Origin of the sequence: Aromatoleum sp. (assembly GCF_035254505.1) — a bacterium.
Lineage (GTDB): Bacteria > Pseudomonadota > Gammaproteobacteria > Burkholderiales > Rhodocyclaceae > Aromatoleum.
This window is the reverse complement of record NZ_DATFAO010000064.1, coordinates 36573-51883: the sequence shown is the minus strand read 5'-3', so window position 1 is coordinate 51883 and position 15311 is coordinate 36573. Positions and strand designations below refer to the sequence as shown.

10 protein-coding genes are annotated in these 15311 nt (G+C 66.2%); 5 read left to right on the top strand and 5 right to left on the bottom strand.

All coding sequences use genetic code 11. The annotated features are described in order from the left end of the window. The first annotated feature begins 33 nt into the window (after nt 1–33). Both VJ673_RS12645 and VJ673_RS12640 read left to right on the top strand, forming a co-directional pair. Nucleotides 34–444: a PilZ domain-containing protein gene (locus VJ673_RS12645; protein ID WP_324126464.1), complete on the top strand. Its 411-nt coding sequence runs from the start codon at nt 34–36 to the stop codon at nt 442–444. A gap of 145 nt (nt 445–589) precedes the next feature. Continuing rightward, the gene (locus VJ673_RS12640; protein ID WP_324126463.1) at nt 590–5413 is read left to right on the top strand and encodes an NAD-glutamate dehydrogenase; all 4824 of its coding nucleotides are present in this window, start codon (nt 590–592) and stop codon (nt 5411–5413) included. A gap of 16 nt (nt 5414–5429) precedes the next feature. On the opposite strand, the gene VJ673_RS12635 is transcribed toward VJ673_RS12640, so the two are convergent. Then, on the bottom strand, nt 5430–5732 hold the full coding sequence (locus tag VJ673_RS12635) for a hypothetical protein (RefSeq protein ID WP_324126462.1): 303 nt from the start codon (nt 5730–5732) through the stop codon (nt 5430–5432). 196 nt (nt 5733–5928) lie between these two features. Between VJ673_RS12635 and VJ673_RS12630 the strand changes: the two genes are divergently transcribed. Together VJ673_RS12630 and VJ673_RS12625 are read left to right on the top strand one after the other, a co-directional pair. Further along, nucleotides 5929–6669: a PEP-CTERM sorting domain-containing protein gene (locus VJ673_RS12630; protein ID WP_324126461.1), complete on the top strand. Its 741-nt coding sequence runs from the start codon at nt 5929–5931 to the stop codon at nt 6667–6669. Between the two features lie 114 nt (nt 6670–6783). Beyond that, a complete protein-coding gene (locus VJ673_RS12625; protein ID WP_324126460.1) occupies nt 6784–8688 on the top strand; it encodes a peptidase U32 family protein in 1905 nt (634 codons plus the stop codon). A gap of 19 nt (nt 8689–8707) precedes the next feature. On the opposite strand, the gene VJ673_RS12620 is transcribed toward VJ673_RS12625, so the two are convergent. Then, nucleotides 8708–10546, bottom strand: coding sequence for a potassium transporter Kup (locus tag VJ673_RS12620; RefSeq protein WP_324126459.1), 1839 nt, complete (start codon nt 10544–10546; stop codon nt 8708–8710). A gap of 251 nt (nt 10547–10797) precedes the next feature. Here VJ673_RS12620 and VJ673_RS12615 point away from each other — a divergent pair, with 251 nt between their 5' ends. Next, nucleotides 10798–11652, top strand: a complete 855-nt coding sequence (locus VJ673_RS12615; protein WP_324126458.1) for a helical backbone metal receptor — start codon at nt 10798–10800, stop codon at nt 11650–11652. Between the two features lie 41 nt (nt 11653–11693). Here the strand turns inward: VJ673_RS12615 and VJ673_RS12610 are convergent, their stop codons facing one another. The 3 genes from VJ673_RS12610 to VJ673_RS12600 form a co-directional block, all read right to left on the bottom strand. Then, nucleotides 11694–12203, bottom strand: a complete 510-nt coding sequence (locus VJ673_RS12610) for a putative toxin-antitoxin system toxin component, PIN family (RefSeq protein WP_324126457.1) — start codon at nt 12201–12203, stop codon at nt 11694–11696. A gap of 86 nt (nt 12204–12289) precedes the next feature. Beyond that, nucleotides 12290–14116: a PHA/PHB synthase family protein gene (locus VJ673_RS12605; RefSeq protein WP_324126456.1), complete on the bottom strand. Its 1827-nt coding sequence runs from the start codon at nt 14114–14116 to the stop codon at nt 12290–12292. A 21-nt stretch (nt 14117–14137) separates the two neighbouring features. Further along, nucleotides 14138–15184, bottom strand: coding sequence for an MBL fold metallo-hydrolase (locus tag VJ673_RS12600; protein ID WP_324126455.1), 1047 nt, complete (start codon nt 15182–15184; stop codon nt 14138–14140). Nucleotides 15185–15311: the final 127 nt, after the last annotated feature.

Sequence of the window (15311 nt, the reverse complement as noted above, 5' to 3'; positions counted from 1 at the left end):
ATGTGCTCTTCTCTCTGTCGGCTGGAGTCGCATATGAGCGGCGAAAACGAAGTCCTTGAGCGGCGGAAGCGCCAGCGGTTCATCGCACGGCGCGATGGTGCCCCCTGTTTCTGGGTGAGCTTCGGCGGCGAACGTCTGCCGGTGCTCGATCTTTCCCTCGAAGGTTTCGCCGTGCCGGCCGCGACGCCGCCCGAGGCGAACCGCAAGTTCGATTTCGTGCTGCATTGCGACGGCGTCGTCGAAGCCGTGCGCGGGCAGGCGCGTGTCGTCAATTTCCTGGCCTCGGCATCGGGCGGGCAGGCCGGCTGCCTGTTCGACGGCTTCGATGGCGAGGGCGAGGCGCGTCTGCAGGCTTGGCTCAGCGAGCATGTTCAGGCGGTCTCTGCCTTGCCGGTGACCGAGGACGAAGCCGCCGACATCGTCACGGGGCCGTCGCTGGTCTAAGCGCTCCCAAGTCTTCCCGCGCGCCGCCGGATTTGCCTCTTCCGCCGCCGCGTTTATGCGCGTATGTTGTGCCCCATAACATGGGGCAGCGTTTTTCGGCGCTTCCGGGTGTCGTGCGCTTTGCCCGATAACGGCGGAGACAGCCATGACGATACGCCATCCGGTCACGGAAGCCGCGAGCCACGACGCGGTCCTGGAGCTGATCAACACTCGCCTGCCACCCGAGCAGGCGGCGGTCGTCGGGCCGTTCGCGCAGCGCTGGTTCAGCCAGGTCGCGCCCGAGGATCTCGCCGACCGCGCCGTCGACGACCTGTACGGCGCAGTGCTCAGCCACTGGCAGTTCGTACGCAAGCACCGCGGCGGCACGCGCCTGCGCGTGTATAACCCCAAGCTCGAGGAGCACGGCTGGGAATCGACCCATACGGTGGTCGAGATCGTCAATGACGACATGCCTTTCCTCGTCGACTCGATCGCGATGGAGGTCAACCGCCAGGGCCTGACCCTGCACCTGATCATCCATCCGGTGATGTGCATCGTGCGCGATGCCGAGGGGCTGTACCAGCGTCTCGCGGAGGATCCCGGCGATCGCGAAGGGCGTTACGAGTCGATCATCCACGTCGAAGTCGACCGCCGCACCGACGCGGAGGACCTGGAGGCATTGCGCCGCGGGATCGAACACGTGCTCGCCGATGTGCGCGCGGCCGTCACCGACTGGCCGGCGATGCAGCAGCGTGTGGCGGACATCATCGCTGAGATCGAGCAGAACCCGCCGCCCGTGCCTGCCGAGGAAATCGAGGAGACGGCCGACTTCCTGAAGTGGCTGATGGACGACAATCTCGTCCTGCTCGGTTGCCGCGACTACGACCTGACGACCCCGGCCGAAGGCGAGCCCGAGTTGCGCATCCTCCCCGGTTCGGGCCTCGGCCTGCTGCGCGAGAAGCCCGGTGAAGGCCCGTCGCGTTCCTTCGGCGCCTTGCCGGCGCAGCTCAAGACGACCTTGCCGAATCTGCCGGTGCTGCTCACAGTGACGAAGTCGAACACGCGCTCGACCGTGCATCGCGGCGGCTATATCGACCGCTTCAGCATCAAGCGTTTCTGCGCGAACGGCAAGGTGTGCGGCGAGCATCGCGTGATCGGGCTCCTCGCGTCGACCGCCTACAGCACGAGCCCCAAGCTGATCCCCTTCCTGCGCCGCAAGGTGAACGCCGTCATCTCGCGTGCCGGCCTGATGCCGAAGAGCCACGCGGCGAAGGAGCTGCTGACCATCCTTGAACGCTACCCGCGCGACGAGCTCTTCCAGATCGGTGCCGACGAACTCTTCCATCAGGCGATGGGCATCCTGCGCCTTGGAGAGCGCCAGCGCACGCGGCTTTTCGTGCGCTGCGACCCTTTCGCCCGCTTCGTCTCCTGCCTGATCTACGTCCCGCGCGAGCACTACAACACCGACCAGCGGCTGCGCATGCAGGCGGTGCTGATGGAAGCCTTCAACGGTTCCAGCTCGGATTTCGACGTGCAGTTTTCCGAGTCGGCGCTCGCCCGCATCCTGATCATCGTGCGTACCCGCGACTCGGTGATCCCGCCCTTCGAGGTCTATGAGCTCGAACAGCGTCTCGTGCGCGCGACCCGCCGCTGGGAGGACGAGCTGCACCGCGTGCTGCTCGAACACTGCGGCGAGGAACGCGGCATGGAGCTCTTGCGCCGTTATGGCAACGGCTTCCCCGCCGGTTACCGCGAGGAATATTCGCCGCGCGTCGCCGTGTTCGACATCGAGCAGATGGAGTCGATCGTCGACGACCGCCTCGCGATGAGCCTCTACATCCCGCTCGAAGCGCCGCCGGGACGGCTCAACTTCAAGATCTACCGCGTCGGCGCGCCGGTGCCGCTGTCGCAGAGCCTGCCGATGCTCGAACGTATGGGCGTGAAGGTGATCGACGAGCGGCCGTCGGAGATTTCGCGCCAGGACGGGCGCTGCGTGTGGATTCACGATTTCGGGCTGGCCTATGTCGGCGCCGAGGAACTCGACATCGACACGCTGCGGCCGCTCTTCCACGACGCCTTCCTGCGCGCGTGGCGGGGCGAGGTCGAGAGCGACGACTTCAACCGCCTGACGCTGCTCGCGGGGCTGACTTGGCGTCAGATCTCGGTGATCCGCGCCTACGCGAAGTACCTCAAGCAGGCCGCCTTCACCTTCAGCCAGGCCTACATGGAGCAGACGCTCGCGGCCCACCCGCGGCTCGCGCGCCAGTTGATCGAGCTCTTCGAACTGCGCTTCGATCCCGCCCGCGAGGAAGCGCGTTCGGGCCACGCCGCGACACTGATCGCCGGCATCGACGATGCGCTCAACAACGTCGCGAACCTCGACGAGGACCGCATCCTGCGGCAGTTCCTCGCGATGGTGCGGGCGACGCTGCGCACGAACTACTACCAGCGCGACGCGGAAGGGCAGATCAAGCCCTACCTGTCGTTCAAGTTCGACCCGAAGCGCATCCCGAATCTGCCGCAGCCGCTGCCGATGTTCGAGATCTTCGTCTATTCGCCGCGCTTCGAGGGCGTGCATCTGCGCGGCGGCAAGGTCGCCCGCGGCGGCCTGCGCTGGTCGGACCGCATGGAGGATTACCGTACCGAGATCCTCGGGCTCGTGAAGGCGCAGATCGTCAAGAACGCGGTGATCGTGCCGGTGGGCTCGAAGGGCGGCTTCGTCGTCAAGAATCCGCCGCCGGCGATCGACCGCGAAGCGGTGATGGCCGAAGGCATCGCGTGCTACCGGCTCTATCTGCACGGCTTGCTCGATCTCACCGACAACCTCGTGCAGGGGCAGGTCGTGCCGCCCGTCGATGTGGTGCGCCACGACGCCGACGACCCCTACCTCGTCGTCGCCGCCGACAAGGGCACGGCGAGCTTCTCCGACTACGCCAATGCGGTCGCCGCCGAATACGGCTTCTGGCTCGGCGACGCCTTCGCGTCAGGCGGCTCGGCCGGCTACGACCACAAGAAGATGGCGATCACCGCGCGCGGCGCCTGGGAGTCCGTCAAGCGCCACTTCCGCGAGATGGGGCACGACACGCAGACGAAGCCCTTCACCGTCGTCGGCGTCGGCGACATGTCGGGCGACGTGTTCGGAAACGGCATGCTGCAGTCGCGTCAGATCCGGCTGCTCGCGGCCTTCGATCACCGCCACATCTTCATCGACCCCGATCCCGACCCGGAAGTCTCCTTCCGCGAGCGCGAGCGCCTCTTCGCGCTGCCGCGCTCGTCGTGGAACGACTACGACAAGAGCCTGATCTCGGAAGGGGGCGGTGTGTGGCCGCGCAGCGCGAAGTCGATCGCGGTGTCGTCGCAGGCGCGCGCGATGCTGGGCATCGAGAGCGAGTCGCTGCCGCCGTCCGAGCTGATGCACGCGATCCTGTGCGCATCGGTCGATCTGCTCTACAACGGCGGTATCGGCACCTACGTCAAAGCGACGAACGAGACCGATGCCGCGGTCGGCGACCGCGCCAACGACGCGTTGCGCGTCAACGGCGCCGAGCTGCGCTGCCGCGTCGTCGCCGAAGGCGGGAACCTCGGCCTGACGCAGCTCGGGCGCATCGAATACGCGTTGAAGGGCGGCCGGGTCAACACCGACGCGATCGACAACTCGGGCGGCGTCGATTGCTCGGACCACGAGGTCAACATCAAGATCCTGTTGAACAGCGTGATCGCCGAGGGAGAGCTCACCGGCAAGCAGCGCGACGCGCTGCTCGTCGAGATGACCGACGAGGTCGCGGCGCTCGTGTTGCGGGACAACTACGCGCAGACCCAGGTGTTGTCCGTGACCCGCGCGCGCGGCGCGGCGCTGCTCGACGAGCAGGCGGACTTCATCCGTCGCCTCAGTATCGCCGGCCGCCTCAACCGCAAACTCGAATTCCTGCCGATGGACGACGAGATCGCTCATCGCGCGGCCGCGAAGATCGGCCTCGTCACGCCGGAACTCGCGGTGCTGCTCGCCTACAGCAAGATCGAGCTCTTCGACGAGGTGCTCGCCTCGGACGTGCCGGAAGATCCGTACATCTGCACGGCGCTGTCGCGCTACTTCCCGCAGCCGCTGCGCGAGCGCTTTGCCGCCCATATAGCGCAGCACGCGCTCCGCCGGGAGATCATCTCGACGCACGTCATCAACAGCATGATCAACCGCGTCGGCCCGACCTTCGTCAGCCGTCTGCAGAGCGAGGCAGGCGCATCCCCGGCGGATATCGTGCGCGCCTACATGGCGACGCGCGAAGTCTTCGGGCTGGTGCCGACCTGGCGCGCGATCGAGGCGCTCGACAATCTCGTCGAGGACAGCGTGCAGACGGCGATGATCAACGACTGCAACCGTCTCGTAGTGCGCGGTACGTTCTGGTTCCTGCGCCATCGCGAATGGATCGCCGACCTGCAGGCGACGCTCGCCTACTTCTCGCCGGGCGTCACGGCGCTGTCCGAGCACCTGCATCGGCTGGTGTCGGACGACTACCGCGCGCAGCTGGATGCGATGGCGGGGCGCTACGTCGAACGCGGGGTGCCGGAGGCGCTCGCGCGGCGCATCGCGTCGCTGGACGAGTTGTACTCGGCGCTCGATCTCGTCGAAATCGTGGCCGACACCGGGCGGCCCGAAGCGACCGTCGCGGCGGTGTATTTCACCCTCGGCGGGCATCTCGACCTCTACTGGCTCGGCGCCCAGATCGCGGCCCTGCCGGCCGACACGCGCTGGCAGGCGCTCGCGCGCGGGGCGCTGCGGGTCGACCTGTCGCACCTCGCGCGCGAACTGGCCGCCAACACGCTCAAGCTCTCGCCCTCGCTCACCGAGCCCGAGGCGCTGCTGACGGCGTGGGAGGCAAGCCGAGCGTTGCAGATCGACCGCTACCGCCACCTGCTCGCCGACGTGAAGTCAGCGCCGACGATCGAGATGTCGATGCTGTCGGTGCTGTTGCGCGAGCTGCGAGGAATGGCCTGAGCGAAGCGCCCGCGCGTCAGCGGGCGTCTTCGCTTGTAGCGGGACTGCATTCGAGACTGCAGTCGCAACCGCTGCCGGCCGAAATCCAGCGCCGCGCGAGCCGCCCGAAGAGCCCCGTCCCGCTCGCGGGCGCGCAGCGATAGCGCCGCGCGCCCGCATCCCAGCGCAAGGACGGGCAAGGGCCGCGGCGGCGCCGGTGCAGCAGCAGCCCCACGGGGCAGAGCGAATACGCACAGCACACCCCACAGCCGTTGCAAGCCGTTCCGAGCTCGGGTTTGAGCGGCGCTTCGGCGTGGAGATGGATGACGTGCTGTGGCATCGGTAGCGGATCAGTGGCGGAGCCGTGCGCGGCAGGGCATAGGAGAATTCTCCTATGCCCTTTGCCTGTCGTCTGTTTCTTGTCGTGTCGTAATACACGAATTCTACTGAGGATTTTCCCTAGACTGGCCTCGCGTCACAGAGCACGGAGCCCGGCGTGAGGCTTCGGCGTGAAACGCAATGCCGGAGGGGGAGCAATGAAAACAAGCCGAATCATCACTTCTGCAGCGCTTCTGACAGCGCTGATCTCCGGTCACGCCGCTGCGGCTCCAGTCACCGTGACGCTCACCGATGGCTCGTGGGACCTCGGCAGCGGCTGGGGCGCCGCCTGCGCGAGCGCAGCCTGCGACGGCTCGCATACCCAGCTGAACGTAGACTGGAGCGTCGACAGCGCCCTGGCCGGCACGAGCTTCCTTCTGAATCAGGTCGGCGACAAGCAGACACTGCGCTTCGGCGGCTCGCTCTTCGCCGAAGAAGACGGTTCCATCGCGGGCTCGGAAATCGACAACCTCGGACTCGCGGCCTTCCTGCACTTCAGCTCGCCGACGCTGGGCCTGACCAACAACACCGCCATCGTTTCGGCGACCGTGGGCCTTCTCAAGGACACGGGGCGGCTGAACCAGGACCTCGAAATCAGCTTCAACTCCGTCTTGCTCAATTTCGCCTCGGGCGGCGAGATCGGCATCGACTTCTCGCCGATCACCTGGAATTGCCAGGGGACGGCTCACTGCACATACAGCAAGCCCGTCGCTCAGTGGATCGACGCGACCTTCACGCTGCTGCGCGACGCGCAGCCCGTGTCGGGGACGGTCGATACGCCCGCCCAGCTGCCGACCTCGGTTCCCGAGCCGTCTTCCGTCGCGCTGCTTGCCGCGGGGCTCGTCGGGCTCGGGTTGAGCCGGCGCAAGATGCTAATCACCGTCCCGCGCTTCGCCTGAAGCGCGCCTGATCCGCCGCTCCGAGCGGCCTGGGGAGAGCCCTCGCGGCGGATCAGGCAAGGGCGGGCCAGAACGCCTATCATCCGGTTTTGCCCATCCCCCACGTTGCGCCCGATGTCCCTCGCCTCATCGCTCGAACTCCTCGCCCCCGCACGCAACCTCGAATCCGGCATCGCCGCGATCGAACACGGTGCGGACGCCGTCTACATCGGCGGCCCGTCCTTCGGCGCACGGGCGGCCGCGGGCAACAGCATCGCCGATATCGCGGCACTCGCCGAACACGCCCACCGCTACTCCGCGCGCGTGCTGCTCGCGCTCAACACTATCCTGCGCGACGACGAACTGGAGGGCGCGCGCCGCCTCGTGTGGCAGGCCTTTGAAGCCGGTGTCGATGCGCTGATCGTGCAGGACATGGGCCTGCTCGAACTCGACTTGCCGCCGATCCAGTTGCACGCGAGCACCCAATGCGACATCCGCACGCCGCAGAAGGCGCGCTTCCTGCAGGACGTCGGCTTCTCGCAGATCGTGCTCGCGCGCGAACTCGACCTCGCGGAGATCAGCGCAGTGGCCGCCGCGACCGATCGCGAGCGCTGCGCCCTCGAATTCTTCGTCCACGGTGCGCTGTGCGTGAGTTTCTCCGGCCAATGCACGATCAGCCACGCCTTCACCGGTCGCAGCGCGAACCGCGGCGAATGCTCGCAGATGTGCCGCCTGCCGTGGACGCTGAAGGACCCGGCGGGCAACACGCTCTCCGAGCGACGCCACCTGTTGTCGATGAAGGACAACGACCAGAGCGCGAACCTCGAGGCGTTGATCGACGCCGGCATCGGCTCGTTCAAGATCGAGGGGCGGCTGAAGGATCTCGCCTACGTCAAGAACGTCACCGCGCACTACCGGAAGGAGCTCGACGCGATCCTGGAACGCCGCCCGGAACTCGCGCGCAGCTCGGCCGGGCGCTCGACCTTCAGCTTCGAACCGCGCCCCGAGAAGACCTTCCACCGCGGCAGCACGGACTACTTCGTCAACGGCCGCCACGGCGATATCGGTTCCTTCGAGTCGCCGAAATTCGTCGGCGCGCCGATCGGACGCGTCGTGCGCGCGCAGGGCCGGATTCTCGTCGCCGAAGTCGCCGAGGCACTGGGCAACGGCGACGGCCTCGCGTGGTTCGATGCGGCGGGAGACTTGCAGGGCGGGCGCGTGAATCGTGTCGAGGGTGAGAAGGTGACCTTGTCGGAGTTCGCCAAAGGCCTCGTGCCCGGCGCGACGCTCTACCGCAACCTCGACCACGCCTTCGAGAAGCAGCTCGCGGGCCGCAGCGCCGAGCGCCGCCTGCAACTCCGGATGAGACTGTCGGAGACGGTCGACGGCCTGCAGCTCGACCTCAGCGACGAAAGCGGCGTTTCGGCGAGTGCGCGCATCGCCTGCGACAAGGCCGAGGCGCGCGACCCCGAGCGGGCCGCGACGACGCTGCACGACGCGCTGTGCAAGCTCGGCAACACGATGTTCGCGTGCGAGCCCCATGACGTCGAACTCGCGACGGCGCAAGCGTGGTTCGTGCCGATGGCGCAGCTCAATGCGCTGCGCCGGGCAGGCGTCGACGCGCTTCTCGTCGCGCGCATCGCGGCCTGGCAGCGCCCGCCGCGGGCCGTGCCGGTCGAGCCGCCCGCAGCTTATCCCGATACCACGCTGAACTACCTCGGCAACGTCTTCAACGACGCCGCGCGGGCCTTCTATCGCCGCCATGGCGTCGAACTCATCGAAGACGCCTTCGAGGCCAACCGCGAGAGCGGGCTCGTGTCGCTGATGATCACGAAGCACTGCGTGCGCTACAGCTTCAACCTGTGCCCGAAGCAGGTCAAAGGCATCCGTCCCGAGCCGATGACGCTGTGGCAGGAGCGCACGGAGGAGGGCACGGTCGTGCGCGAGCCGCTGACGCTGCGCTTCGATTGCAAGCGCTGCGAGATGCACGTGGTTGGCCGCCGCGTCGGGGGCCGGGGGCGCAAGGCTCCGCGCCCCTGAACGTCCTGCCGGACGCCTCTTACAGCTCGACCTGCGTGCCGAGCTCGACGACGCGGTTCGGCGGCAGGTGGAAGTAATCCGCTGCGCTGCCCGCGTTGCGGAACATGAACATGAAGAGCTTCTCACGCCAGCGCGGCAGCGAGCGGCTCGTGCGCGACACGATCGATTCGCGGCCGAGGAAGAAGGACGTCTCCATCAGATTGAACGGCAGCCCCTGCGCCTTGCATAGTTCGAGGGCGGCCGGGATGTCGGGGTCGTCGGTGAAGCCGAACGTCACGCGGACGCGGTAGAAGCCATAGTCGAGTTCCTCGACCTTCACCCGGTCCCGCTCGGGCACGCGCGACACGTCGGCCGTCTCGGCCTTCACCAGCACGACGCGTTCGTGCAGGACCTTGTTGTGCACGAGGTTGTGCAGCAGCGCGCGCGGCACCCCGTCCAGCCAGGTCGTCATGAAGACCGAGGTGCCCTGTACGCGCGGCGGCGGGCTTGTGAACATCGACCGAATGAAGAGGTTCAGCGGCATCGTGTCGATGCGGATGCGCGCATTGACCAACCCCCGTCCGCGCTTCCAGGTGGTCAGCAAGGTGAAGATGATGCCGCCGATCATCAACGGGAACCAGCCGCCGGCGACGATCTTGACGGTCGTCGCCGAGAAGAAGGCGAGGTCCACGGTCAGGAACACGACGAGGAACAACGCCGCCTTGCCGAGCGGCCAGTTCCACAGCCCGCGGATCACGACGAAGGCGAGCACGGTGTCGATCATCATCGTCATCGTTACCGCGATGCCGTAGGCCGAGGCCAGCGCGCTCGACGAGCGGAAGCCCGCGACCAGCGCGATCACCGCGCCGAGCAGCATCCAGTTGATGCCCGGCACGTAGATCTGGCCCATCTCGCGCTCGGAGGTGAAGATCGTGTGCATCCGCGGCGAGTAGCCGAGCTGCATCGCCTGACGCGTCAGCGAGAAGGCGCCCGAGATCACGGCCTGGCTCGCGATGATCGTCGCGAGCGTCGCCATGCCGACCATCGGATAGACGAGTTCGTCCGGCACCAGCATGTAGAAGGGGTTGCGGATGTTGTCCGGATGGTCGAGGATCAGCGCGCCCTGGCCGAGGTAGTTCAGGTACAGCGACGGGAACACGACCGCGAACCACGCGAGCTTGATCGGACGGCGGCCGAAGTGGCCCATGTCCGCGTAGAGCGCCTCGCCGCCGGTGATCGCGAGCACGACGGCGCCGAGCGCGAGCCAGCCGATCAGCGGGTTGCCCGTGAAGAAGCGCAGCGCCCACACCGGGTTCAGCGCGCCGAGAATCTCGGGGTGCAGGCGGATGCCGGAGATGCCCAGCACGGCGAGCAGCAGGAACCAGCACACCATCACGGGTCCGAAGATCGCGCCGACCTTGCTCGTGCCGTGCCGCTGCATCATGAAGAGGCCGACCAGCACGGTCATCGCGACCGGCAACACGTAGGGCTGGAAGGCCGGCGTCGCCACTTCGAGACCTTCGACCGCCGACAGCACCGAGATCGCCGGCGTGATCATCCCGTCGCCGTAGAAGAGCGCGGCGCCGAAGACGCCCAGCGAGGACAGCAGCCACGCGCTACGCCCCTCGGGCACGACCCGCAGCGCGAGCGACGTGAGCGCCATGATGCCGCCCTCGCCGCGGTTGTCCGCGCGGGTGATGAAGATCACGTACTTCGCCGACACGACCAGCATCAGCGCCCAGAACACCAGCGACAGGATCCCGTAGACGTTTGCCGGGGTGACCGGCACCGCATGGGGACCGCTGAAGACCTCCTTCAGCGTGTAGAGCGGGCTGGTACCGATGTCGCCGTAGACCACGCCGATTGCCGCCATTGCCATTGTGGTGAGACTGGCGGGCGCGTGGGCCGAAATTTCCGAGCTAGAGTGATTCGCACGTTCCGCGCTGTGCACGAATGCTCCCGGGTGATCGATGCGGGCCGCTAGCTTACTGCAGTGCAACAGATCGCAACACAAGAATTTAACTTTAGTCGTATCCCCTTGCACACCTTGCATCGGATTCTCGGCGAAGCTGCGCACGGGGGCGGCGCACAGCCTAAAATCGCCTTCCGACCATCATGACGCGTTTGCCCATGGACCGCCCCATCTTGCCCGAAGCCGCCGCCGATGCCGCCATCACCGATGCCGCCGGCAACCAGCATCGCCGTGCCGAAGGCGAGGTCCGTATCGTCAGTCTCGTTCCCTCGTTGACCGAGCTGCTGTGCGAGCTTGGGCTCGCCGAGCGCCTCGTCGGGCGCACGGGTTTCTGCATCCATCCGCGCGAGACGCTGAAGCCGATCCGGAAAATCGGCGGTACCAAGGACGTGAAGCGCGATGTCGTGCGCGACCTCGCGCCGACGCACCTGATCGTGAATATCGACGAAAACCGGCGCGAAACCGTCGAGGAGTTCGCTGCCTTCATCCCCAACATCATCGTCACCCATCCCTGCCGCCCTGAGGATAACTTCGAGCTGTTCCGGCTCTTCGGTCATGTATTCGGCTGCGAAGAGGCGGCGTCGCGCCTTGCGGCCGAGCTGGAAGCGTCCCTCGCCGCCGCTGCGACCGTCGCCCGCGCGCTGCCGCCCGAACGGGTGCTCTACCTCATCTGGCGTGCGCCCTGGATGAGCGTGTCGCGCGACACCTACATCTCGGCGATGCTGCGTGCGGTGGGCTGGGAAACGTTGCCTGCCGATGCGGCGTCGCGCTACCCGGAGATCGACTGGTCGGCACGCTGGATCGGAGAGGTCGCGCGCGTCTTCCTGTCGAGCGAACCCTACGCCTTCCGCGAGCGCCATCTCGACGAGGTGGCAGCGCTTTCCGGCCGGCCAGCTGCGCTGATCGACGGCGAGATGGCGTCCTGGTATGGCAGCCGGGCAACAGCGGGCTTGCGTTATCTTGCCGAGCTGCGCGTGCGCCTCGCTGGGGCTAGCGCGACAGTGGGTTCATAGGGCGCATTGGGCGAGAACCGTAACGCCCGAACACGCGCGATCTAGCCGGCGATCTGCAACGCGACTGCGTGCGGCTGCGCCGTCAGGCTGGCGTTGAGGGTTTCCGGCGTCAGGATTGCGAACAGTGGTCGCACGAGCCGATGGCGGTTCAGGCGCAGCAGTGCCTTGTCGCGGCTGACGAGGTGGGTCGCGCGCCCGTCGCGGGCGATTTCGAGGAATTTCTGGTCGTCCCGATCGCGGCAGGTGGGCAGCGCGGAGATGTCCTCTGCATCCGTGGCCGGGGTCGCGTCGCCACCCATCGCGTCGGTCGTCGTCACTCGCGCGGAATAGGCGGCGAGCAGCTCCGCCTGCCGTGCGGGCTCGATGCCGAACTGGCGATAGGCCAGCACGTGGCGCAACTCGTCGAGCGCATCGGCACGCGCGACCAGCGTCGGCCGCATGTCCTCGATCATGCGGCGCAGCGACTCAAGCCGCGGGTCCTCGAAGAACCACAAGGCCATCACCGTGTTGGTGTCGAGTACGAGGCGCAGGGAAGACGGAGGAACGGTCATGAAGAGAGCAGGGCAAGGTGGAGGAGGGAGCGTCAACGCAAACGAGGGGGCAGGGCCCCCTCGTTCTCAGTCTGCCGGAACGGCGATCAGGCCGCTGCCGACGTCGTATCCAGACGCATCTTGACGAAGGAGCCCGGCGCCTCTTCGAGGACCTTCAGCTTGCCCTTGGCGGGATCGCGTGCGTCGACCTGCTCGGGATCGTGGGCGGTGACCCACTGCTGCCAGTCGGTCCACCACGAACCGGCTTGCTGCTGGGCGCCTTCGAACCACTTGTCGGCGCTGTCCGGCAGCTTCGCGGCCGGGTTGAGCCAGTAGCCGTACTTGTTCGCGGCCGGCGGGTTGACGATGCCGGCGATGTGGCCCGAGCCGCCGAGCACGAAGCGCACCGGACCGCCGAAGTTGGTCGCGCCGATGTAGGTGCTCTTCCACGGGGCGATGTGGTCTTCGAGCGTCGAGATGAAGTAGCACGGAACCTTGATCTTGCCGAGGTCGATCGGCACGCCGTCGATCTCGATGCCGCCCGGCTGGGCCAGCAGGTTCTGCATGTACAGCGCGCGCAGGTAGAAGCTGTGCATCTTCGCCGGCATGCGCGTGGAGTCGGAGTTCCAGTACAGCAGATCGAACGGGAACGGGTCCTTGCCCATCAGGTAGTTGTTCACCACGAAGGACCAGATCAGGTCGTTGGCGCGCAGCATGTTGAAGGTGCCGGCCATCTCCGAGCCTTCCAGGTAGCCGCGCTCGAACATTTTCTTCTCGAGGCTGGTGACCTGGCCTTCGTCGATGAAGACGCCCAGTTCGCCCGGCTCCGAGAAATCCGTCATCGTCGTGAAGAAGGTCGCTGCGGCGATCCGCTTCTGCTTCTTGCCTGCGAGGTAGGCGAGCGTCGTCGCGAGCAGCGTGCCGCCGAGGCAGTAGCCGCAGGCGTTCACTTCCTTCTCGCCGGTCTGCTTCTCGATCGCGTCGAGCGCAGCGACCACGCCTTCGGTCACATAAGAGTCGAAGGTCTTCTCGGCCTGGCGCTCGTCGGGGTTCACCCACGAGATCACGAACACCGTATGGCCCTGGTCCACGCACCACTTGATGTAAGAGTTCTTCTCGCGCAGGTCGAGGATGTAGAACTTGTTGATCCACGGCGGAACGATCAGCAGCGGACGCTTGAGCGCCTTGCCGGTCGTCGGCGTGTACTGGACCAGCTGCATCATGTCGGTCTGGAACACGACCTTGCCCGGAGTCGTCGCGACGTTGCGGCCGAGCTCGAAGGCGGTCGTGTCGGTCATCTTGACGCGCAGCTGACCACCGCCGTCTTCCATGTCGCGCAGCAGGTTGTTGAGACCCTTGATCAGGTTTTGGCCGTTGCTCTTGACCGTCTCGCGGAACACTTCCGGGTTGGTCAGCGCAAAGTTCGACGGCGACAGCGCGTCGATGTACTGGCGGGTGTAGAAGTTGACCTTCTTCTGCGTCTGCTCGTCGAGGCCGTCGACGCAGCACACGGTGTCATGCACGTGGCGCGCGGCGATCAGGTAGGACTGCTTGACGAAGTCGAACAGGAAGTGTTCTTCCCACTGTTCGTCCTTGAAGCGCTTGTCGCTCTTCTCCGGTTCGGCGATGGGCGTGCCGTGCATGCCCATCACGCGCAGCATCGAATGCTGCCATAGCGAGAAGTAGTCCCAGACGAGGTTCATCTGCGACTGGGCGAGCTTGTAGGGGTTCGCGAGCAGCTTGGCCATCATGTCCATGAAGGCCTGGGCGATGCCCAGCTCGTCGCTAGGGGTCGCGACACCCTTCTTCAGCTGGCGTTGCACGTGATCGCTGATCAGGTGGGAGGCGCGCTGTGCAACTTCGGCGTAAGTCTTCGCGACTTCCTGGGGGTCGGGCAGTTCCGGGAACACGGTCTCGGGGGTGGGTGCAGCCATTTTGTAACTAGCTCCTGTTATTCAAGCGGATCTTCGTGCAAATCGGATGATGCCGTCCTGTCCCGCCACCTTGCGCGCTTCGTCGCGTGCAACGAGGTAGTTCAGGTGGGCAATCGCCTCTCCCATGGCGAACATCACCTGGTGCGTGTCCAGTTCGCGGGGGAACAGCGTCGATAGCAGCTCTCCCGCGCTGCGCGGGGTGCCAATCTCACCCAGCAACGCGTCACAACGTTCACGGTGGTGCGCTTCGAGTTGTGCAATGCGCGCACGAATGCCCCGGAACGGATGACCATGCGATGGTAGCACGAGCGTGTCGTCGGGCAAGTCCTTGAAGCGTTGTAATGAATCAAGAAACCAGCCCAGCGGGTCGTCATTCGGCGTTGCAGCATAAACGCTAACATTGGTCGAGATCCGCGGCAGCAGCATGTCGCCCGAAATGAGTACTCCAAGCGTCTCGCAATACAGGCTTGCATGCTCGGGTGCATGGCCGTATCCGACGATCACGCGCCAATCGTTGCCGCCGATGCGCAGCACGCTGCCGTCGAAGAGGCGGTGGTAGGTCGATGGCAGCGCCGGCACGCCGCGCCGGTAGCCGTTGCCGCGCTCATGGAGCGCTTCGAGGCGCGTGTCGTCCAGTCCGTTGGAGCGGAACTGCTCGATCATGTCTGCGACCCCGCTGCCAGGCATCTGGTTCCAGATCGCGTGGCCTGCCAGGAATTCCCCCTGGGTCATGGTGATCGGCGCGTCGTCGCGCTTCGCGAGCCAGCTTGCGAGTCCAAGGTGGTCCGGGTGGCAGTGGGTGACGACGATGCGCGACAGCGGACGGGTGTCGCGGACGAGGATCGTTTCCCAGTGCGCGCGGACCGGATCGAGACCGAAGCCGGTGTCGACGACGGTGCGGGCTTCGCCGTCGTCGAGCAGCCAGAGGTTGATGTGGTCGAGCGCGAACGGCAGGGGCATGCGGATCCAGCCGACGCCCGGCGCGACGGAACGGACCTCACCGCCCGCGGGCACGCCGTCGAAGGGGTAGGTGAGCGTGTTGGGGGCTGCTGCGGAAGCTTGTGTCATCTATCGCCTCGTTGGGGAAGGGCGGTTCGGGCAATTGGGACGATTGCCCAAAACCTGCAATTCTGTTTAACTTTTTGGTCCGGTCGGCGCTAACGCCGGCGATCATTGGTTGGACAACAACGGTTTT